Here is a 20878-nt window from a genome sequence, read left to right as displayed (position 1 = left end):
TATTTTTGGCAGATTGCAGCTAGTTTTTTTGGTGCAGAAACTCTTAAAATTGCTAATTTTATTAAATTCAAACAAAATATGAGCATTTTTTGCGCTACTTTATATCATCACTTATTTGCATCAGTTTTTTATAAACAACCCGTAGGTTATATGTTCCGAACCGTCCGTAATCATAAATTTCTTTTATATCTCCATTTTTAAAAACAACTTTGAGATTTCCAGATGGATTGTCTGTTGCATTTACCGCATAGCGATCTTTTAGGCTTTTAACATCCATATATTCAATAAGTCCAAATAATTCTTCTAATTGCGTTGCGTCTAGTTTTAGTTTTTTTCGTCCTATAAAATTGGTAGATTGCTTTCCATGATATTCTAGATTTCCATCCGAAGTTATTTTTAATTCAAATACAGGACAGCTTCCGTAGCAAGGAGTTGCTTCAAAATGAATTTCTTTGATTTTGTTTTTTATTTTTTTCTTATTGGGATTAGATGCTACGAAATCTCCAAATTTGACTTCCAAAGTATCAACCCGAAACTTACGATCACGAATAACTTCAGTTGCTTTATTTGTTTTTCGATCATAAACAACGTCTTTTTGATTCTTCTTAATAATGATGTTTTTTGATTTCTCAGTAGTATAGGATGGCAACTTTATTTCGCGAATAAAAATAGTTTTGTTATCAATTTGTTTCATTACCATTGAGGTCAGTTCTTCACCTTCCCAAACTCTATTAACATCTAACATTTTTATTTCTTTGTAGACATTATGTCCTCTATCTAAAATAAAGATCGGATCACCAATATAATCAATGATTACATCCGTAGTTCCATTATTGTCTAAGTCTATTTTTTGAACAACTTCGTTAAAATCTTCTGTGTCAATTTCGTTTTCTCCTTCAAAAATTGCTTCAAAAGTATATTCCTTATTGATTTCTTTTTCAAGGAATGTTACTACTTCTTTGAATGTTTTCAAATTTTTAATTGTTTGAGCACATGCAATATTGGAAGTGAAAATTAGTAGTATTAATAGCATCAATCTCTTCATATGATTGTCTTTAATCGTAATATACAACGAACCGTTGCTTTTTTAAAATTTGATGGTGATATAAATTCGTATTAACAACTTGATATTATTTAAAACAAAAAAAATCACAAACAGTTGCTTGTGATTTTTTATATGATTTTAAAGTATGTTTTCTTTTAGAATAAACTTTCTATAATCTTTTCAATTGTGATTCCTTCAGCTTCAGCTTTGTAATTTCTAATGACTCTGTGCGATAAAATTCCTATGGCAACTGCTTGCACATCTTCAATATCTGGAGAAAATTTCCCATTGATTGCTGCATGTGCTTTTGCTGCTAAGATTAGGTTTTGCGAAGCTCTTGGTCCTGCTCCCCAATCTACATATTGTTTTACGATATCAATAGCACTTGCTTCTTTTGGACGTGTTTTAGACACCAAACGCACTGCATATTCAATTACATTATCCGCTACTGGAATTTTACGAATGAGTTGTTGAATTTTAATGATTTCCTGCGCATTGAATAATGGTTTTACAGAAGCTTCAACATCGGTAGTTGTTGCTTTTACAACTTCTACTTCTTCTGCAAACGTTGGATATGTTAAGTGAATGGCAAACATAAAACGGTCTAATTGTGCTTCCGGTAACGGATAGGTTCCTTCTTGCTCAATTGGGTTTTGTGTTGCCAATACAAAGTATGGTAAATCTAATTTGTAATGTTGACCAGCAACCGTTACAGCACGCTCCTGCATGGCTTCTAGTAAAGCAGCTTGCGTTTTTGGTGGCGTACGGTTGATCTCATCTGCTAAAATGATGTTTGCAAAGATCGGACCTTTGATGAATTTAAAATTTCTTGATTCATCTAAGATTTCACTTCCCAAGATATCACTCGGCATTAAATCTGGTGTAAACTGAATACGCTTAAAGTCTAATCCTAAAGTGGTAGCAATGGTATTTACCATTAACGTTTTTGCTAGTCCTGGAACACCAATCAATAAGGCATGTCCGCCAGAAAATATAGAAAGTAATATTTGATTTATTACTGTTTCTTGACCAACAATTATTTTAGAGATTTCATCCTTGAGTTCCTTGTGTTTTTTTACAAGGTTTTCAATAGCAGCAACGTCTGACATAGAATTATTATTTTTTTAACCAGTTATTTTGAAATTCGCAGTTGCGATTGTCTGAGTTTACATTAATGTAGGTATCTTCAATCTTTTGTTTGATCCACTTCCCAACTTCTTTCAGCTGTTTTTCTTTGAGTGCCAAACTTTTGATTTTAATGTAGTCTTTAGAATAGTCTGCTACGTGTTCATCGTAACGATTGGTTACTTTAAGTAGCTTGAATCTTTTTTGACCTGTACGAGTTTCATCAATTAAAGGAATTGAGATTTCGTCACCTTTTAATGGTTCGATTTGCGAATATTGCTCAGGATCCATTTTTGTCAATTCGAAGTGTGTATCAAACGTAGCAGGATTGATTAATTTCCCTCCATTGTTACGCGTTTCTTTATCATCTGAGAATGATCGAGCTGCTTCTTCAAAGGTAAGTTCTCCATCAATAATTCGTGTACGTAAGGTATCTATTTCTTTACGTGCTTCTTCTAATTTGTCTGCCGTTACTTCAGGAATTAATAGAATGTGACGTACATCTCTTTCCTGTCCACGAACTTTATCTACCATTACAATATGCCATCCAAATTCAGTTTCAAACGGATCTGAAATTTCACCTTGTTGCAATGAGAATGCCATGTCCTTGAATTCTTTTGCTAAAGACATTCTTTTGTTAATTGGCATTAAACCACCTTGACGACCAGAAGCTCTATCTTTAGAATATAAGATTGCTTTGGTTCCAAAACTAGAACCTGCTTCTACTTCCGCTTTGATGTCTTTTAGTTTTTTGATGACTTTGTCTACAGCTTCTTTTGAAGGTTCTGGTTCAATAAGAATCTGAGACACTTCTAATTCAACACCAATTACTGGACGTTGATCTACAGGAATTTTTTCAAAAAACTGACGTACTTCTTCTGGTGTAATTTCCACATCACGCACCACTTTTGACTGCATTCTGTTGGTTAAGAATTGTACTTTCGTGATTTCTGTTAAACGCTTACGAAGTGATGCTTCATCTTCCATTGCGTAGAACTTTAATAAGTTTTCCATTCCTCCAGTTTGTTGGCTGAAGTATTCTATAGATTGATTTACACGATCGTTAATTTCGCCATCAGAAACAGAGATACTATCTTGTATTGCGTGGTGTGCATACAATTTGTCTTCCATTAATTTCCCTAATAGACCACATTTTGTTAAGTCTGTAGAATTCACTCCTTGTTGTTTTAAATCCAACAAAAATTTATCTACATCAGAATCTAAAATGACAAAATCGCCCACTACTGCGGCCACACCATCAATTTTGACACGTTTTGTGTTTGATTTTGTAGAGTCTTTCACTTGTGTTTTCGCTTCCATCATGGTTTCAGAAACCACGGTTGCATCGTCCTTTTCTTGCGCTTGCATTCCAAATGCTACAAGCAGCATAAGTACATATATACTTCGCTTCATGTTAATTGTAAGTTTCAAACTGTTTTTGCTTAATTGCATCTTTTGTGATGTCTTTTTCTAATTTTCTGATATATTCAAGCTTGCGCTTGTTGAGAATGATTTGTCGAACTGTAGGACGAACATACGCGAGTGGCGCAATATCGTTTCTACCTATTTTATCTTCAATTCGCACCAAATATAGTTCTAATGAATCTTCTATCTGAGAAAATTGTGATTTTTTTAAGTATTTATCTTTGTTTTCGTTAGTTATGACAGGAATTTTATTGAAAATCTGTGTCTGTTTTACCCAAATAGAGTCGTTTAATGAGTAGTTATTGAATTGAATCGCTAAGGAATCTAATACCGTTTTATCTTCTACATCAAAGCGTTCAAAACGTTCTATGATTTCGTCAATATTCGAATTGTCTTTAGCAATATTAATATAACGCAACTTTAATAATTCTTCATTGAGTTTAAAGTTTTCTTTGTTCGTTGCATAATACGATGCTTCATCAAAACTTGTCACCATTGTATCAATCGATTGTTTTACAATAGCTTCTTTATACGCTTCAATGTATAAATCGTTTCGGTATTCTTCCACCAATTCTTCAAATGCATCTTGTTTTTCTTGCGGAAGATTGATTTTAGCTCTTTGGATGAAGAGTTCTTGCGTAGCCCAACGATCAATATAATTGCTGACAATAATAGCACTGTCTTGTGCATTTATATTGTCTGAAAGTAACGGTTCTAAATCGCTCTTGTACAAATAACTTTCTCCAACTCTAGCTACAGGTTCGCCCACATCTTTAGATTGGAAGTATTCACAAGAAATACATAGAAAGACCGCAATTATGACACTTAGTTTTCTCAATATGATTATTTTACGAGTTTTTCTAGTCTACGATAAGTTCGCTTGTTTATTTTTACTTTGTAATTGTTTTTTAAGGTTTTTATCCACTCTTTTTCGAGATGTACTTGGTAGTCACTGATCACTTTTCCTTTGATTTCAGAAAGCTTTTTGTAACTCACCGGCATGATTTCATTCACTTTTACAATGGTAAAATCTGTTTTTCCGTCGTTGAAAATTTTAGAAACACCATTTTCAAATTTGAAATCTTTAGGCAAGTTTCTGTGTCCTTCTTCATATACGCCAGGCGAAAAGATAACATCTACTTTGTTGTCTGTGTTGATCGCTTGTTTGATTTCATCTAATGATTTTCCTTCTTTTAAAAGTTGTTGTACTTTTTTAGCAGCCTCTTCTTTTGTACAAGAAGCAATAACGCCTTCTGCACGTTTTTTCCACTTGTAATCATCTTTTGCTGCATTGAAGAATTTTTCTAAGCCAATCGTATCTGTTTTTGCTTTTTCCCAGATTTCCGTTTCCATTAAATCAAATAATAATAAACCATCACGGTATTCTCCGTAGATTGCGGCAAATTCTTCATTGATGTTTTCTAAATCATTTTCATAAAAAGCCATCAATTTGCCATTCATGAATTCTGTGTAATAACGATTGATAAATCCTTTTCCATCTGGACTTTTAATCATCATACGTGCACGCGTTTTTAATAAATACGTCGCAAATTCATCATACGTTACTTTCGTATCTTTTACTTGGAATAAGGTTTTATTTAAGAATGATTCATCAGTTGGTTTTTTCCAGTTTTTACTGAAAAAGGTTGCATCTGCCAATTCATAAAAATCACTTCTTGCATTCTCGCCTTCTTCTATTTTATATAGATTTTTTATTTTCTTAAGAATTGAAGAGTTAATCACATTTGCTCTTTTGTCATTCTTTATTTTACGTTCTAGGTTTGCTTTTTCTTGCTCATAACTATTCATTGCATGTTTTGACACTAACTGTACAATATGCCATCCGAATTCAGATTTGAATGGTTTAGAGATTTCATTCGGCTCTTTTAATGAAAAAGCAATTTCTTCAAAAGCTTTTGAGCGCAAACGTCCACGTCCAAATTTTGGCAGTTTTCCATTGTTTACACCAGAGCTTCTGTCTTCAGAAAAACGCTTTGCCAATGTTCCGAAATCGCCACCAGCTTCAATTTGCGAGTAGATATCTTTTATTTTTTGTGCAGGATCTTCTTTGTTTTCACCTTCTTTTTTATCCAATAATAGAATATGAGCTACGGTTACCTCACCAACATTATCGCGAATATCTTCTGTTTTTATAATATGATATCCAAACTGCGTACGAATTGGCATTGAAATTTCTCCCACCTTCGTGTTGAATGCAGCAGATTCAAACGGATATACCATTCGGAATGCAGAAAAGTAGCCTAGATTCCCTTTATTTGCTGGAATATTTTTGTTTCCTTTTGCAGATGGATCGTCTGAATTTTTCATCGCAACTTCTCCAAAATCAGCACCATCAAGAATAGATGTACGAAGTTTCATGATTTTTTCATAGGCAGCCAATGTATCTTGAGGAGCCGCATCTAGTGATACTTTGATTAAAATATGACTCGCTTTCACTTCTTTTTGCAAACGATCGTATGCTTCCTTTGTCAATTTTTCAGTAGCCTTATTATCTGTAAGATAGTTTCTAGACAATTGCTTTCGGTATCCTGCCAATTCTTTCTTATACGAATCTTTTTCGTCAAGTTTTAAGCTTCTTGCCTCTTTCAACTTTAGCTTATATTCAAGAAACAAATCAAAGTATTCTTCAATCTCTTTCTGATCTTTCTTGTCAATAATATCAAGATTCTTTTTGTATACTCTTGAAAATTCTGAGACATACGTAGGCTCATCTTCGATCGTAAATAATACTTTGTCTTTTTTAGATTGTCCAAAACTTGTGAACGTTATAAAAAGAATGAGAAGTAATTGAATGCTCTTTTTCATGTATCTTTTTTTAGGTATTTCTGTCAAATATAATTTCTCTTTAATCAACATATATTATACAGTAAATTTCTTTAATCTGTTTTTTGAGAAAGACAAAAATAAGAATTCATCAATATTACACAACTAAATAGAAAGTCTATTATTATATGCTTTTTCACTTTTTGGCTTAATTATTGAATATTTACAATAAAAAAACATAATATTACAACTTTGAACTTTGGTGTTTTTAACCTAATTTTATCTAAAAATTAACTCATATGAAGAAAATTTACTTTTTATTATTTTTTATACTACAGACAACAGTAGGTTTTTCTCAAGAAGTGTTGAGTTTTGTAGGCTATGATGGTGCAACTAATTCAGTAACGGCAACTACTTCCACGATTAATGATGAAATTACAATCCGATTTGAAGATACAGACATCATCAATAATTTTTATTCTGAGAATCAAAATTCTATTTATATGTATTTAGGATTGCAAACAAGTAGTGGCGTTTTTCAAGCCGTTCCAGGAGATTTTAATGATTTAACTTGGCAACCAGTGTTGAATTTGACAGACGGAGATGCTTCTGCTCCATCAAATACTTATGAAATTACGTTCACACCAGGAATGATGTTTCCTTCTTTAGAAAATGAAAACATCTTAGGAATCAATTTTTTATTCCAAAATCAATTTGGCGGCGGCGGAAATAATCAAACTGTTGATTTGTTTATAGATTTGGTTGATGATACTTTAAATAGTAGTACGTTGAGTACCAATGATCGTTCTAAAACAAACGTATTAACACGCTATAATGGTGGAAAACTAGAAATTTCTGGAATTAATACGACTTCAAATATCGCAATCTATAACTTATTAGGTCGCAAAGTAGTTGATTTAAAAAATGTAGCGATTAATGGCACTTTCACTAAATATTTAGATTTACCAAAGAATAATATTTACATCGTAAAAATTTCTTCTCCGACATTTTCGAAAACATTTAAGATTGTTGCGAAGTGATTTTAGATCAATTTAGATACAACAATTACAACAACATATAATATACAAAGCGGATGATTTTCATTCGCTTTTTTTATGTTTTACATATTTTTTCATGTTAGATGGTTATTTTTGCAAAAAATATTTGAATGGGAAAAGTAAAATTGATTTGGGATTTTAGAGGTCCATCCGGAAAACGAACTGCCGAGCATCATTGCATTCACTTACGTGATTTTATTAAAATGGAAAATATCCATGGAGAATCGATCGAAGTAGTAGAATTTTCAGAAATGCACGCTGCAGCTATTATGATTATTAATGAAGAAGATGTTCCATTTATGCGAGAAAAGTTAAAACCACATAGAGGACAACGAGTTGAAGCATAGTTTTTCGTGAAAAAAGCATGTTAAAAACGTTAATTTTGTACAACTTTGTTTTTTTGGTATGATGTTTTCATTACATTAGCCAACTTTGAAAATTAAAAAATATAATCTAATGAAAATTAAACATTTACTTTACACATTCGCTATCGTATTTTGTTCATACACAGTTACTGCGCAAACAAAAGTAGGAACGGTTAATATTAACATTCTTGTTTCTAAATTACCAGAAATTGCTAGTGTTAAATCAGGAATGGAATCGTATGAAAAAGAATTACAAGCTGATTTAAAAGCTAAATTAGACGCTTACGGAAAGGAAGTTGAAGAAGCTAATAAAGCTTTTGCAACTATGACGGAGGAAAATAAAAAGAAAAAGCAAAAAGAAATTTTCGATTTAGAAAATGATATTCAAAAATTCAGACAAAACGCAGTACAGTTAGTACAGTTACGTCAAGATGAATTGATGCGTCCGTTGTATAAAAAGGTAGGTGATGCTGTTGCAGCAGTTGCAAAAACTGAAAAGTATACACAAGTTTTTACACTTGATGGAAACGAATTGGCGTATGTGGATCCAGCGTTTGATCTTACATTAAAAACCGCGACAAAACTCGGTCTTAAATTAGAAACTAAGAAGTAAATTCTTCTTTAAAACATACAAAGCCTTGTATTTCATGTAAGTACAAGGCTTTTTTTATGCTCATCACTGATCTCAAATTCTTGAATTTGAGGCAGTACTTCCTGTTTATTCTCCTGATTTTCTTCACAAAACATTGATGATTTAATATCTTGAGATCAAATCAAAATCAATTAATCATGAAAAAAAGAAATTTAAAAAACGGATTAACCTTAAAGAAGAGAACTATTTCTTCACTTTCTGATAAAGCTGCTAAAGGAGGAACTGGAACGACACTTTTCACAACTATTTTTGCAGATTTATGTTATGGAGTACAGACAAGTAATTTCTTGAAGTGTGCAGCACAATGCCCACCAACAGATACGAATCCTTAAGAAGGAAACCTTAGTATGAAAAAAAGGCTGTCTTACATTGAGCGAAATCGAAATGTAAACAGCCTTTTGTATTTTATGTAAAATATATAATTATCTTCTTGAATAGTTTGGTGCTTCTTTGGTAATAGCAACATCATGTGGATGACTTTCGTTGATTCCACTTGCCGTAATACGCACAAACTGTCCTGTTTCTTTGAGTGTTTCAATATCTTTTGCTCCACAATATCCCATTCCAGCACGTAATCCTCCGATAAATTGGTGAATACTTTCGTCTAAGTTTCCTTTGTACGGTACACGACCTACAATTCCTTCTGGAACTAATTTTTTGATATCTGCTTCAACATCTTGGAAGTAACGATCTTTTGATCCTTGTTTCATAGCTTCTACAGAACCCATTCCGCGGTATGATTTGAATTTTCTTCCTTCGTAAATGATCGTTTCTCCTGGAGATTCTTTGGTTCCTGCTAGTAATGATCCTAACATCACAGAATCTGCTCCTGCTGCAATAGCTTTTGGAATATCTCCTGTATAACGAATTCCTCCATCTGCAATAACAGGAACACCACTTCCTTTAATCGCTGCAGCAACTTCTAGTACCGCAGAAAATTGTGGAAATCCAACACCAGCGACAACTCTTGTTGTACAGATAGATCCTGGACCAATTCCTACTTTTACTGCATCGGCACCAGCTTCTACTAAGTAGCGAGCCGCAGCACCAGTAGCAATATTTCCAACAATGACTTCAAGATCAGGGAATTTTGCTTTTACGTCTTTTAGTACATTTACCACACCTTTGGTATGTCCGTGCGCTGTATCAATCACAACAGCATCTACACCTGCGTTTACTAAAGCTTCTGCTCTTTCTACTGCATCTGCCGTAACTCCTAATGCAGCTGCGACACGTAAACGTCCGTAAGAATCTTTATTTGCGATTGGTTTTTGCGTTACTTTCGTAATATCTCTAAAAGTAATGAGTCCTTTCAGTTTGTAATTTCCATCTACAATTAACAATTTTTCAATTTTGTTTTTTTGTAGAATTGCCTCAGCATCTTTTAACGAAGTTCCTTCAGAAGATGTAACTAAGTTTTCGCTGGTCATTACCTCAATAATTGGACGTTGATTGTTATGTTCGAAACGTAAATCTCTATTCGTTACAATACCTTTCAAAGTTCCTTCTTCATCTACAATTGGAATTCCTCCAATACTGTGTTCGCGCATGCTTGCTTTGGCATCTGCAACAATCGCTGTTAGTGGTAAAGTAACTGGATCGATGATCATTCCGCTTTCGGCACGTTTTACTTTGCGTACTTTTTGCGCTTGTCGCTCAATCGTCATGTTTTTGTGTAACACACCAATTCCACCTTCACGTGCCATCGCAATTGCCATCGCCGATTCTGTAACCGTATCCATCGCTGCCGATATGATAGGAACATTGATTGTTATATTTCTCGTAAATTTTGTTTGAATGCTAACTTCTCTTGGAAGTACTTCGGAGAACGCTGGAACTAATAAGACATCGTCATATGTTAAACCTTCGCCTAGAATTTTGTTGTTGTGTGCTGTCATTGTGCAATTAAAATATAATTGCGTGCAAATATACTACTTTTTCAATAATTAATACTATTTGCTACAGCAGATAACAATTTATTAATAACAGGGTTTACTTTCGCAGGTCTTCAATGCTAGCTATAGTTTATCAAACAGGTCTTGTAAGGTTTTAAAATCTCTTCGTTTGTATTTGGTTTTATCTCTTTTATTGATGTAGTTGATTAGGTCTTTTTTAGGTCCTGATGTCCAGAAATCATAGGTATTTGTAATGACTCCATTTTCCTTTACAAAGACTCCATAGCCCAAATGATTCTTAAAAGGTCTTTCGAAAGAATCATATACAGTAATGTTCTTTTTTTCGTTGTAAAAAATTTCTCTGTACAATTTATCTCCATGATCTAAAGCTTCAAATTTTGTCTCTATAATTACATCATCCTTTTCTTCATACATGATGACAGCATTGATTTTAGTATTTGGAATGTATTTACAAGAATCTTTCATTCTTACTACCGTAAAGTGTTCTCCATATCTTCGATCGTTAATGCTCACTCTTCCTTCTAAAACAGTGTTGTCTTTGAGATGAATTCTTCCATTATAAAAGTACATTTCATCATTGTTTTGAAGTTGTTGCGTTGTGACAGCAAGTATTTCTAAACCTGCATCTTGCGCGGTTAGCGAAAAAGAAAATAGACAGAAAATGAAAAGTGTTGCTTTTTTTATTACTGGGTAAAGGTAATTGATCATAATACGTAATTTTTTATGTTAATGCATAACACAAAAGCATCAATAATCATACCGTATTCAACAGTAAAACAGAACTTTAATGATAGTAGTTGAAGATTTTAGAAGCTTCATTATATGCCGATTCAAAACTCATGGCTTGAATATTTGCATTGGCTTTTGCCGTTGTAAAGTAGGATACCATTTTTTCGGTAGGCATGTTTCCTGTGAGTTCATCTTTTGCCATCGGACAACCGCCAAAACCTTGAATAGCGCCATCAAAACGTCTGCAACCTGCTTTGTAAGCTGCATCTACTTTTTCGTGCCATGAACTTGGTGTTGTGTGTAAATGAGCACCAAATTCGATCTCTGGATATTTTGGAATGAGATTCGAATATAAATAGTCAATCACTTCTGGTGTAGAAGAACCAATAGTATCCGAAAGCGATAGTATTTTTACGCCCATGTGAGAGAGTTTTTCTGTCCACTCTCCTACAATTTCTACATTCCAAGGATCTCCATACGGATTTCCAAATCCCATGGAAAGATACGCCACAACTTCTTTGTTGGTTTTATCGGCAATGTTTAAAATTTCTTGTAATGTTTCTATGGATTGCGCAATGGTTTTGTGTGTGTTACGCATTTGAAAGTTTTCTGAGATCGAAAACGGATAGCCTAAGTATTGAATTTCTGGATGTGTACTTGCGTCATTGGCACCACGAACATTGGCTACAATGGCAAGCAATTTACTTTCGGTCGTAGACAAATCTAATTTTGACAATACCTCAGCAGTATCTACCATTTGCGGAATAGCTTTTGGTGATACAAAACTCCCGAAATCAATCGTATCAAAGCCAACGCGAAGCAAGGATTGAATGTACTGTACTTTTTTTTCTGTTGGAATAAACATCTTGATACCTTGCATGGCATCACGTGGGCATTCTATTATTTTAATGTTCTCCATAGAATGCCAAAGATACACAACGAAAACGTTTTAGAAAATGTTTTTTATAACAGATTTTGTTAAGAAAATAACCATGGTCCTAAGTAATTGAACCACATAACAAAACCTAGTATGCTTCCAAAAAAACCTGCTAGCATAAAGGTAAATCGGTACTTTTTAGGCACAATCATAAAAATGACAAAACTTGCAATGATAGCTCCTAAAATAGCTGTCATAATGGGAATTGTCCATTTGCTGAATCCGAGATATATTGAAATTCCAAATTCATCTCCTCTAAAATTGTTGGTTCCATTGATAAAGTAGCTTCCGCCCGCCATCACTGTATTGAATACTTCGCGGAGAATAAAGAGCGACATAAACACTGCTAGCCAATCTACAAATTTGAAATTTTCTTGTCTGTTTGTGTTTCTATATGCCAAAATAAAGAGTCCAATAAAACATGTTAAAATGGTTTGTGCAGGTCCGCCAAGTGTCACATAAAAGTTATGCTTTTCGTTTATTGGATATTTTTCTTTTATTTTTTTATATAGTCTTCCTGTTTCCTCTTTTTGAGATTGTGTAAGTTCTTCATCTGATTTTATATTTTTAAAGATATTTCGCCAAGCAATCACATCTTCATCTTCAGCAAATCCCTTGTAGTTATGTGACATACTTCCATAACTCAATGTGGTTTCATAGCCTAAACTTTTTGCCACAGCAATATGTCCCAATTCATGTGTTTGTGTACCAATAATCGTTGCTAGAAAAAATCCTAACGAAAAGAGTAAAAAGTATTTTTTATTTATTACATACAGCATTTTAAAATTCTAATAATCAATGTTTTAAAAATTAATTCTCTCTCAAAAAAACAACTCTGTATTTTATAAATACGAGTTACAACTTTATGATAATGCTTTATTTACCAGTAACTTGATATATATTAATTTACATTAAAACATATTATCATGAAAAAAAAGAATTTAAAAAATTTGAAATTGAACAAAAAGTCTATTGCTAATCTTGATCAAATAAAAGCAGGTGAAGGTGCCACTTCTATTATTATAGGCGATCTTACTACGATTATTCCTTTTTGTCAAAAACCCACCACTTTGTCTTGCGTATTAATTTGTGTAACTAAATTGACATGTCCAGATGACTAAAAACGTACTAAGGCGGACTTTGGTTCGCCTTTTTAATCTGTTACCATAATATACACGGCAATTCCTATAAAAACTACTATTTGTAGCCACTTCATATATATTCCTATGTTTTTATTTTTTTTGATCGATTCTGAGATGGTTCCGCCAAAAACCGCAAAAGCTCCAAAAACAATGAAAGATACCAAGATAAAGATGAATCCAAGAATGTAGAATTGCAATACTTCACTCATCGTATCACTGAATAAGAATCCCGGAAATAGTGCCAAAAAGAATAAGGTTACTTTCGGATTTAGCACATTCATGATAAATCCTTGCTTGAATAATTCAAACATTGACTTTTTAGGCACAGCATCGCCTTCTAATTCAATCGTATTTGGACTTTTGAAAACTTTGTATGCCAGATATACTAAATACAATGCACCTAAAAGCTTTACAGCAAAGAATACTTTAGGATTCTGTTTTAATATCGTAGAAGCTCCAAATGCCACTAATGTGGTATGAATGATGCAACCTGTCATTAATCCTGCAACTGTTGCAATTCCGTATTTACGTCCATTTACAATACTCTGCATGAGTACATAAATATTATCAGGTCCTGGCGAAATGGCTAAGAGTGATGTTGCCGTGATAAATCCTATGAGTATTTCTATATTCAATACAATGATTTTTGAGTGTATAAAAATATATCTTTTTAATTTAACAACTCGCACTGTAATGAAATTCCTTTTTGCAACGACTGACTTAGAATAAACGATAGGATTAGACTATGAAAGCGATCAAAACACATATAAACACTAGTATTTTTATTTTATTTTTCACACTTGTCACACAGGCGCAAACCGCAACTGCAAATTATATAATTTCATTTCAAGGAACTTGGAGCGATGCTACACATCCGTATCCTAATTTTCCATCAAATGCGCATTGGTCTGATTTAGTAGGCGCGCTGCATAATAATATTATTGTTTTTGTGAGTCCGGGAACATTGGCCACTACAGGAATTGAAGATGTAGCAGAAAGAGGCGTGAATGATGCTTTTAGCAATGAAGTACAGAATGCAATTACTGCAGGAAATGCCAGTCTTTATATTCATCAGCCTTTTGATGCGTTTTCCCCAACAGCTAGCGCTTCTGTGAATGTAACTGCAAATAGTAATTTTCCGTTACTTTCCTTAGCTTCTATGATTGCGCCTAGTCCCGATTGGATGATTCAGGTGAATAGTTTGTCTTTGATAGATACTAATGGAGATTGGAAACCGTCTATTGTGATGGATTTGTTCCCGTATGATGCAGGCACCGAAGATGGAGATATGTATGAATTTATCAATCCAGAAAGTGATCCGCAAGAATTGATTCATCCGTTACAGAACATTGCTCCTTTTTCAAATGCAAAAGTGGGTACGTTGACCATTACGTTGGTTTCGTTAAGTACGGAAGACGTAGATGCGAAATCTCCAATTCAGATCATTACCAATTCAAATACGAAGTCTATTCAGATATACAATTCAAGTAGAAAAACCATTGAACAAATTGCTGTGTATGATGCTATCGGGAATCTCGTGAAACAATATGCAACGCCAACAAATGAAGCTGCTAAAACACTGACTTTTCCAACAGCAAAGAGTGGATTGTATTTTGTAAAACTACAATCAGAGAATGGAATTGTGACTAAAAAAGTATTGTTTTAATTTTCTTGTTTTAAGCTCTTTTCAACAACTCTTTATTGATGTTTTTGATCAGTTTTGGACCTTCGTAGATGAAACCTGTGTAAAGTTGAACCAAATCCGCTCCAGCATCTAGTTTTTCTAATGCATCTTTTGCAGAGTGAATTCCTCCTACTCCAATGATTGGAAATGCTTTGTTGCTTTTTTCAGCTAGGAAACGAATGACTTCTGTAGAACGATTGGTTAATGGTTTTCCGCTTAATCCGCCCTTTTCTCCTTTGTCTTCTGATTGCAAACCTTCTCTCGAAATAGTTGTGTTGGTAGCAATGACTCCTGCAATTTTAGTGTCTGCCACAATTTCGATGATATCTTCTAGTTGCTCGTTTGTTAAATCGGGAGCAATTTTGAGTAGAATTGGTTTCGGAGCATCTTTCTCCTTATTCATCGTTTGTAAGGTTGCAAGTAACTTAGTGAGCGGCTCTTTGTCCTGTAATTCTCGTAAACCTGGCGTATTTGGAGAACTTACATTCACCACAAAATAATCAACATGTGGAAATAAAGCTTCAAAACAGATTTTGTAATCTTCTACAGCTTCTTCATTTGGTGTGACTTTATTTTTCCCAATGTTTCCACCAATTAAAACGCCTTTGTTCTTTTTTAAACGTTCTACAGCTTCCGCTACTCCTCCATTATTGAATCCCATACGATTGATAATCGCTTCGTCTTCCTTCAAACGGAATAAACGTTTTTTAGGATTTCCTACTTGTGGTTTTGGCGTTAAGGTTCCGATTTCTATAAAACCAAATCCGAAGTTTGACAGTTCGTTGTACAACTTGGCATCTTTATCAAATCCGGCAGCTAAACCTACAGGATTTTTAAATTTTAAACCAAAAACAGTACGTTCTAAACGTTTGTCATTTACTGTGTAGATTCCTCTAAAAATACTAGAGACTCCGGGAATTTTGCACAGTGTTCGAATCAATGAAAAGGTAAAATGATGAACTTTTTCTGGATCGTATCGAAAAAGAATAGGTTTTACGAGGAATTGGTACATGTTGTTTTGTTTGTGCAAAAATATAGTCTATTCTTTAGATGTCAAATATTTTAACGCTGTAATTTTAGGAAATTATAGCTATGGCTATTTTTTCCCAATGATTGCAGTGTTTATATATTTTGAAACCACAACCGAAGTAATAATTACAATATAAAATTGTCCTATCAATCCAATTAAAACCACTGCTTTTTGTGCAATCGGTGTAACCGGAATGATATCTCCGTATCCAATAGTTAACAAAGTAATGTATGCGTAATACATGAGACTGTCTACCCGCACTTCAATATTTTGAGAATCTAATAGAATTCCTGTAAACGAATTTGGCGTCACCAATTCGATAGAAACCAACATAAAAAATGCTAGAAACCCTAGCGAGATATAACCACTCATTAAGCCAATAATAACCGTTTTATCAACTTCTTTTTCAATCCAAATTTGTTTGATGATGTGAATTGTAACGATGATGTAAAATAGAAAATATACAGATAATCGTGTAAGGATGAACTCGCTTCGCTCTACTTCTGTAAATAAACTGTTTCCAAACACGGATAAGGCAACAATGAATAAAATGATTAAAAACCACATGATTTTTCGCTGCTTAGATACTAACAAAACTCCACTGGCAATATTTAAGATAAATAATGCAGGTAATAAGGTATTTTGAAACAAAGCATCTGGAAAAAACAACGATCCGAACAGAATAAAGAACTGTGTTGCTATAAACAGTTCGAATCGATGTTTGTATAAATAGTTTACAATAGACTCCATATTAGTCTTCTAAAAGTTTTTCATTAAACTCGTAATTCTTGTAATTCACTCTAAATAAAGCACTGTATAATGCTGGAATGAAAAGTAAGGTAATTACCGTTCCAAAAAGCAGTCCTACCATGATACTAACAGCCATTCCTTCCCACATTTCTCCTCCACTTAAATATAAAGGAATCAATCCTAATACGGTCGTAAATGTAGCTAATAAAATTGGACGAAAACGTTGCAAACACGCCGCAATGACAGCATCTTCTTCGGTTCGTTTGAGTTCGTTTTGTTCTATTTCCATGCGATCTATGAGTACAATGGCATTGTTGATAACGATTCCCGCCAAGGAAATTACACCTAAAAACGGCATAAAACCAAAAGGTTCTTGAAAGACTAGCAATCCTATAACAACACCAATTACTCCTAGCGGAATAGTCAATACAACCATGATCATTTTACGGAACGAGTTGAATTGTATGATGAGTAACATAACGATGATGAATCCTGATAAAGGCAAATATGCTATTACAGATCCCATACTTTCTGCTGAACTTTTTGCATCTCCTCCAAATTCATACGTGTATTCTGCTGGCCAAGTTTTCATTTGTTCTTCCAACCAAGGCGTAATTTCTGCCGTAATTGCCGATGCGTTTCCACCTTCGCGTAATTCGCTCGAAATATTGATGGTTCTACTTAAATCCAAACGCTTTATTTTGGAATATTGCCATTGAGGAATGATCGAAGCTACTTGTAATAATGGAATACTTTTCCCTGAACTCTGCGCATATATATTTAACGTTTCTAACGACGCTAACGATTGTTGCTGACTCGCATTGCTACGCATTAAGATTGGAATTGATTTGTCTTCTTCTCGGTATTCTCCTGTTTGAAATCCGTCCAACACCGTTTTTAAGGAAGTAGCAATATCTTGACTCGAAACTCCAGCCGTTTGCGCTCTGTTTTGATCAATTTGAATTAAGAACTTTTTACTTTTTGGTCCCCAATCGTCTTTGATATTTTTAGTTCCGAAAATATTGAACAGTTTTGTTTTGATGCTTTCTGAAATTTTTGCCAATTCATCAGGACTTTTTCCCGATACTTTGATTTCTATTGGCGTTCCTCCGCCACCAGCTGCCAACGAACCTACTTTTATATCTGCATTCGGAAAGTTTTCAAAACCATAAGCATCCAATTTCGCTATAATTTCGTTGTTTTCATTGAATGAAGACGTGTTGACTAAGATATGCGCATAACTAGAATTAGCTTCGTCTTGAGAATATCCCAAATCGTACGATTCTGGTCCTTGACCAATATACGATGACCAATCTATAATTCCTTTGGTTCTGCTGTCGTTGACTTTTAAAGAATCGGTCATGTATTGTTCTAATTCTTTTACCAAGTCTGTTGTCACTTCAATTTTTGTCCCGGAAGGCAAATTAATATCTATCGTTACCATATTACGATCACTATCAGGGAAAAACAGAAATTCAATTTTTGTAAAACCATATAGCGACAAGAAAAATACTAGAAAAATACCGACGATGACTTTGTATTTATTCGCCAAAGCGGAAAGAATTAAGTTCTTATAATATTTTTTTAAGGTATTGATGATTCTATCTATAAAGCTCGGTTTCTTTTCTCCTTTTGGCTTTATTTTTAGGAATAAATAACAAAACATCGTAATCACTGTCAAGGCAATAATCCAAGAAGACATTAACGCAATGGTAATTACCACAAAAATAGGTCCTACGATATCTCCCATAGACGTTGGCGACATGTAAAATGCTAAGAATGCTGCCGAAGTGGTTAAGGTTGAAATTAGCAATGGCATCCACAATTCTGAAAATGCTTTGACGGCAGCCGTTTTTCGGTCAATTCCCTGTTCCATTTTTACCATAATGGTTTCGGCGACCACAATTGCATTATCTACCAACATTCCTAATGCCATAATTAACGCTGCCAGTGTTACCTGATTGAGCCCCATATTGATCACGCCCATGATCATTAATGTCATGATGGTTACGATAGGAATTAAACTGGCAATTACAAATCCTGTTCGCAATCCTAAGAAGATGAGCATTACTATTAACACAATTCCTATGGATTGCATTAAGTTACTGATGAAATTTTGCACTTTATCATCAATATACGTATCCAATGAAGATACACGTGTTAACTCCAAACCAACAGGAAGTTTTGCTTTCCATCGATTGACGACTTTGTCTACTTCTTCTCCGAGTTTTATGACATTGGAGTTTTCTTTTAGATTTACATGAATTGAAACCGCATCTTTTCCGTTGACACGTACTTTTTGATTCGGCGGATCAATATATCCTTTCTTGATGGTGGTAATGTCTCCCAATTTTACCAATTGAGTTCCATTGGCTCCTACGGGAATCAACATTTCTTTGATTTCTTCTACAGAGTTGAAGTTTCCTGTAGGTTCTAAAATTACACGTTCTTGTCCTGTATTTACTTGTCCTCCCGAACTTAAAATATTGGTTGCCGCGATTGTTTGTTGCAATTTGGAAGCGGACAAACCGTATTCTTTTAAACGTGCATTGTCAAACTCTACAAAGACACGTTCTTCTTGTGTTCCTCCTAAAACCACTTTTGCGGCATCTGGAAGCTTGATGAGATCGTCTTTGATATCATCTGCATATTCTTTCATTTCTGCATACGAGAAACCATCCGAAGTAATTCCAATCACAATTCCATATACATCACCAATTCCATCATCTTGCAAATCGGGAACTACACCTTCGGGCAATCCTTGCAATGCGTTTATTTTTCTACGCAAACGATCCCAAACAGCTTGTAATTTTTCTTCTTTTACTTCATCTTTCAACGTTACTGCCACAATCGACAATCCTGTTCTGGAAGTACTTGTCACTTCTTTTAATTCTGGAAGTTCTTGTGCTAGTTTTTCAATTTTATCGGACACTAATTGTTCTACACGTTCCGGACTTGCGCCAGGAAATGCTGAAACTACAGAAGCAACACGAATGGTGAAAGGCGGCATACTGTCTCGCGATAATCCTGAATACATCACTACTCCCATAAGGATGATTGTAATCAGTACCATCAGCGTAATTCTATTCTTTTCTATGGAAAATTTTGCTAAATTCATACCTTTTGTGTTGATCGATTAGTTAAGTTTTACTGCTTGACCGTTGAGTAAGGTTTGTAAACCTGCTGTTGCAATTCTTTGTCCTACAGTCAATCCAGATGTAATTTCAAAACCTTCTGGAGTTAAGGTACCGATCGTTATTTGTTGTTTTTTCACTTTCACATTGTCTCCTTCGCCTTCTATCAAAAAGACAAAACGTCCATTGCTATCTTCTCCAACAGCATTTGCTGGAACGACTAAAGTTTTATTATTCATCTTTTGATCGCCAAAATCGAAGGTAACATTTGCCGTCATTCCACTTTTTATTTTTTCGGATGGATTGTTTAAAGTAACACGAACAGGATAGGTTGCAGTATTGACATCTACTGCTGGCGATACTTCAGTAACTTTTCCTTGAAATTTTTCATTTGCTAGCGAAGAGAAATCTACAGAAACTTCCATACCGTTTTTAACTCCGTTGATGACACTTTCAGGAATTCCCAAAGTAATTTCCATGTCTGTTCCTGAGTTGAGTGTTGCAATCAATTGTCCTGTGCTTACATTTTCGTCTATTTCCACGTCTACTGTCGAAATGGTTCCATTTTCTGGTGCATATACATATCCGTAATTGATTTGTTCTTGCTGAATTGCCAAACCTCTTTTAGAAGATTTATAGCTTTCTAAAGCCGTTTTGTGTGAGTTTTTGGCAGCTTCAAAATCGCTTAAGGAAGCACTTCCTTTTTCGTATAAAGTACGGATTCTGTCTAAGCTTAACTTTGCAGTATTTACCTGTGATTCTGCACTATTTACTTGTGTAACTGCTTGTTCATACGCTAAACGAGAAGACACATTATCTAATTTTGCTAAAAGCTGTCCTTTTTTTACTTTTTGTCCTAGTTTTATACCAAACTGCGTTACAATACCTGAGTTTCGAAAACTTAGTTTTACGATTTTATCTGTTTGTGCTGTTCCGCTGAATGTTCGGATTTTTTCGCCTCCTAAATATCCTACTTTTTGATATTTTACTGGACGTTTGACTTGTACTTGTTCTTTTTCTTCTTCTCCACAAGAAGTAAACGAGAATAGTGTAATTACGATTAATATTTTATATAAATGCTTCATCTTTAAATGATTTTGCG

The 20878-nt window shown here is 34.2% G+C and carries 20 protein-coding genes; 6 read left to right on the top strand and 14 right to left on the bottom strand.

Annotation, left to right across the window (positions count from 1 at the left end; genetic code table 11):
• Positions 1-94 precede the first annotated feature (94 nt).
• The 5 genes from Q0845_RS08535 to Q0845_RS08515 form a co-directional block, all read right to left on the bottom strand.
• Positions 95-973, bottom strand: a complete 879-nt coding sequence (locus tag Q0845_RS08535; protein ID WP_298511739.1) for a DUF6438 domain-containing protein — start codon at positions 971-973, stop codon at positions 95-97.
• A 227-nt stretch (positions 974-1200) separates the two neighbouring features.
• The gene (locus tag Q0845_RS08530) at positions 1201-2154 is read right to left on the bottom strand and encodes a MoxR family ATPase (RefSeq protein WP_298511737.1); all 954 of its coding nucleotides are present in this window, start codon (positions 2152-2154) and stop codon (positions 1201-1203) included.
• 7 nt (positions 2155-2161) lie between these two features.
• Complete coding sequence (locus Q0845_RS08525; RefSeq protein WP_298511735.1) at positions 2162-3583, bottom strand: peptidylprolyl isomerase; 1422 nt, start codon at positions 3581-3583, stop codon at positions 2162-2164.
• A gap of 1 nt (position 3584) precedes the next feature.
• Positions 3585-4433: a peptidyl-prolyl cis-trans isomerase gene (locus Q0845_RS08520; RefSeq protein WP_298511733.1), complete on the bottom strand. Its 849-nt coding sequence runs from the start codon at positions 4431-4433 to the stop codon at positions 3585-3587.
• A gap of 5 nt (positions 4434-4438) precedes the next feature.
• Positions 4439-6421, bottom strand: a complete 1983-nt coding sequence (locus Q0845_RS08515; RefSeq protein ID WP_298511731.1) for a peptidylprolyl isomerase — start codon at positions 6419-6421, stop codon at positions 4439-4441.
• Between the two features lie 257 nt (positions 6422-6678).
• Here Q0845_RS08515 and Q0845_RS08510 point away from each other — a divergent pair, with 257 nt between their 5' ends.
• The 4 genes from Q0845_RS08510 to Q0845_RS08495 all read left to right on the top strand — a co-directional run bounded on the left by Q0845_RS08510 (position 6679) and on the right by Q0845_RS08495 (position 8786).
• Positions 6679-7419 (top strand): T9SS type A sorting domain-containing protein, encoded by a 741-nt coding sequence (locus Q0845_RS08510; protein WP_298511729.1) that lies wholly within the window; start codon positions 6679-6681, stop codon positions 7417-7419.
• A gap of 128 nt (positions 7420-7547) precedes the next feature.
• Complete coding sequence (locus Q0845_RS08505; RefSeq protein ID WP_298511727.1) at positions 7548-7784, top strand: hypothetical protein; 237 nt, start codon at positions 7548-7550, stop codon at positions 7782-7784.
• A gap of 109 nt (positions 7785-7893) precedes the next feature.
• The gene (locus Q0845_RS08500) at positions 7894-8415 is read left to right on the top strand and encodes an OmpH family outer membrane protein (protein WP_298511725.1); all 522 of its coding nucleotides are present in this window, start codon (positions 7894-7896) and stop codon (positions 8413-8415) included.
• A 176-nt stretch (positions 8416-8591) separates the two neighbouring features.
• Entirely contained in the window at positions 8592-8786 is a 195-nt protein-coding gene (locus tag Q0845_RS08495) for a class I lanthipeptide (protein WP_298511723.1), read from the top strand.
• A gap of 90 nt (positions 8787-8876) precedes the next feature.
• Here Q0845_RS08495 and guaB read toward each other — a convergent pair whose 3' ends face one another.
• From guaB to Q0845_RS08475, 4 genes are all read right to left on the bottom strand, one after another.
• A complete protein-coding gene (gene guaB / locus Q0845_RS08490; RefSeq protein ID WP_298511721.1) occupies positions 8877-10352 on the bottom strand; it encodes an IMP dehydrogenase in 1476 nt (491 codons plus the stop codon).
• Positions 10353-10472: 120 nt separating this feature from the next.
• Positions 10473-11078: a hypothetical protein gene (locus Q0845_RS08485; RefSeq protein WP_298511719.1), complete on the bottom strand. Its 606-nt coding sequence runs from the start codon at positions 11076-11078 to the stop codon at positions 10473-10475.
• Positions 11079-11154: 76 nt separating this feature from the next.
• On the bottom strand, positions 11155-12018 hold the full coding sequence (locus Q0845_RS08480) for a hydroxymethylglutaryl-CoA lyase (protein ID WP_298511717.1): 864 nt from the start codon (positions 12016-12018) through the stop codon (positions 11155-11157).
• Between the two features lie 59 nt (positions 12019-12077).
• Positions 12078-12815, bottom strand: a complete 738-nt coding sequence (locus Q0845_RS08475) for a hypothetical protein (protein ID WP_298511714.1) — start codon at positions 12813-12815, stop codon at positions 12078-12080.
• Between the two features lie 147 nt (positions 12816-12962).
• Here Q0845_RS08475 and Q0845_RS08470 point away from each other — a divergent pair, with 147 nt between their 5' ends.
• On the top strand, positions 12963-13157 hold the full coding sequence (locus Q0845_RS08470) for a hypothetical protein (RefSeq protein ID WP_298511712.1): 195 nt from the start codon (positions 12963-12965) through the stop codon (positions 13155-13157).
• A 32-nt stretch (positions 13158-13189) separates the two neighbouring features.
• On the opposite strand, the gene Q0845_RS08465 is transcribed toward Q0845_RS08470, so the two are convergent.
• Complete coding sequence (locus tag Q0845_RS08465) at positions 13190-13813, bottom strand: LysE family translocator (protein WP_298511710.1); 624 nt, start codon at positions 13811-13813, stop codon at positions 13190-13192.
• A 110-nt stretch (positions 13814-13923) separates the two neighbouring features.
• On the opposite strand from Q0845_RS08465, the gene Q0845_RS08460 reads away from it, so the two are divergent.
• Positions 13924-14844 (top strand): spondin domain-containing protein, encoded by a 921-nt coding sequence (locus Q0845_RS08460; protein WP_298511708.1) that lies wholly within the window; start codon positions 13924-13926, stop codon positions 14842-14844.
• 10 nt (positions 14845-14854) lie between these two features.
• On the opposite strand, the gene Q0845_RS08455 is transcribed toward Q0845_RS08460, so the two are convergent.
• The 4 genes from Q0845_RS08455 to Q0845_RS08440 all read right to left on the bottom strand — a co-directional run bounded on the left by Q0845_RS08455 (position 14855) and on the right by Q0845_RS08440 (position 20861).
• Positions 14855-15874: a quinone-dependent dihydroorotate dehydrogenase gene (locus Q0845_RS08455; protein WP_298511706.1), complete on the bottom strand. Its 1020-nt coding sequence runs from the start codon at positions 15872-15874 to the stop codon at positions 14855-14857.
• Between the two features lie 84 nt (positions 15875-15958).
• Positions 15959-16642: an ion channel gene (locus tag Q0845_RS08450; RefSeq protein WP_298511704.1), complete on the bottom strand. Its 684-nt coding sequence runs from the start codon at positions 16640-16642 to the stop codon at positions 15959-15961.
• Between the two features lies 1 nt (position 16643).
• Complete coding sequence (locus tag Q0845_RS08445; RefSeq protein WP_298511702.1) at positions 16644-19760, bottom strand: efflux RND transporter permease subunit; 3117 nt, start codon at positions 19758-19760, stop codon at positions 16644-16646.
• An 18-nt stretch (positions 19761-19778) separates the two neighbouring features.
• Positions 19779-20861 (bottom strand): efflux RND transporter periplasmic adaptor subunit, encoded by a 1083-nt coding sequence (locus Q0845_RS08440; RefSeq protein WP_298511700.1) that lies wholly within the window; start codon positions 20859-20861, stop codon positions 19779-19781.
• Positions 20862-20878 lie beyond the last annotated feature (17 nt).

The organism is uncultured Kordia sp., from assembly GCF_947489565.1.
In the GTDB taxonomy this organism is placed as follows: domain Bacteria; phylum Bacteroidota; class Bacteroidia; order Flavobacteriales; family Flavobacteriaceae; genus Kordia.
The sequence above is the reverse complement of the archived record's forward strand: the minus strand, read 5'-3'. Positions and strand labels throughout refer to the sequence as shown.

Bases quoted from the DNA above. Each gene is read 5' to 3' on its own strand.
- Q0845_RS08470 (WP_298511712.1), top strand. From the start codon at position 12,963: ATGAAAAAAAAGAATTTAAAAAATTTGAAATTGAACAAAAAGTCTATT.
- Q0845_RS08455 (WP_298511706.1), bottom strand. From the start codon at position 15,874: ATGTACCAATTCCTCGTAAAACCTATTCTTTTTCGATACGATCCAGAA.
- Q0845_RS08510 (WP_298511729.1), top strand. From the start codon at position 6,679: ATGAAGAAAATTTACTTTTTATTATTTTTTATACTACAGACAACAGTA.
- guaB (WP_298511721.1), bottom strand. From the start codon at position 10,352: ATGACAGCACACAACAACAAAATTCTAGGCGAAGGTTTAACATATGAC.
- Q0845_RS08440 (WP_298511700.1), bottom strand. From the start codon at position 20,861: ATGAAGCATTTATATAAAATATTAATCGTAATTACACTATTCTCGTTT.
- Q0845_RS08500 (WP_298511725.1), top strand. From the start codon at position 7,894: ATGAAAATTAAACATTTACTTTACACATTCGCTATCGTATTTTGTTCA.
- Q0845_RS08475 (WP_298511714.1), bottom strand. From the start codon at position 12,815: ATGCTGTATGTAATAAATAAAAAATACTTTTTACTCTTTTCGTTAGGA.
- Q0845_RS08530 (WP_298511737.1), bottom strand. From the start codon at position 2,154: ATGTCAGACGTTGCTGCTATTGAAAACCTTGTAAAAAAACACAAGGAA.
- Q0845_RS08505 (WP_298511727.1), top strand. From the start codon at position 7,548: ATGGGAAAAGTAAAATTGATTTGGGATTTTAGAGGTCCATCCGGAAAA.
- Q0845_RS08480 (WP_298511717.1), bottom strand. From the start codon at position 12,018: ATGGAGAACATTAAAATAATAGAATGCCCACGTGATGCCATGCAAGGT.
- Q0845_RS08450 (WP_298511704.1), bottom strand. From the start codon at position 16,642: ATGGAGTCTATTGTAAACTATTTATACAAACATCGATTCGAACTGTTT.
- Q0845_RS08460 (WP_298511708.1), top strand. From the start codon at position 13,924: ATGAAAGCGATCAAAACACATATAAACACTAGTATTTTTATTTTATTT.
- Q0845_RS08525 (WP_298511735.1), bottom strand. From the start codon at position 3,583: ATGAAGCGAAGTATATATGTACTTATGCTGCTTGTAGCATTTGGAATG.
- Q0845_RS08495 (WP_298511723.1), top strand. From the start codon at position 8,592: ATGAAAAAAAGAAATTTAAAAAACGGATTAACCTTAAAGAAGAGAACT.
- Q0845_RS08515 (WP_298511731.1), bottom strand. From the start codon at position 6,421: ATGAAAAAGAGCATTCAATTACTTCTCATTCTTTTTATAACGTTCACA.
- Q0845_RS08485 (WP_298511719.1), bottom strand. From the start codon at position 11,078: ATGATCAATTACCTTTACCCAGTAATAAAAAAAGCAACACTTTTCATT.
- Q0845_RS08445 (WP_298511702.1), bottom strand. From the start codon at position 19,760: ATGAATTTAGCAAAATTTTCCATAGAAAAGAATAGAATTACGCTGATG.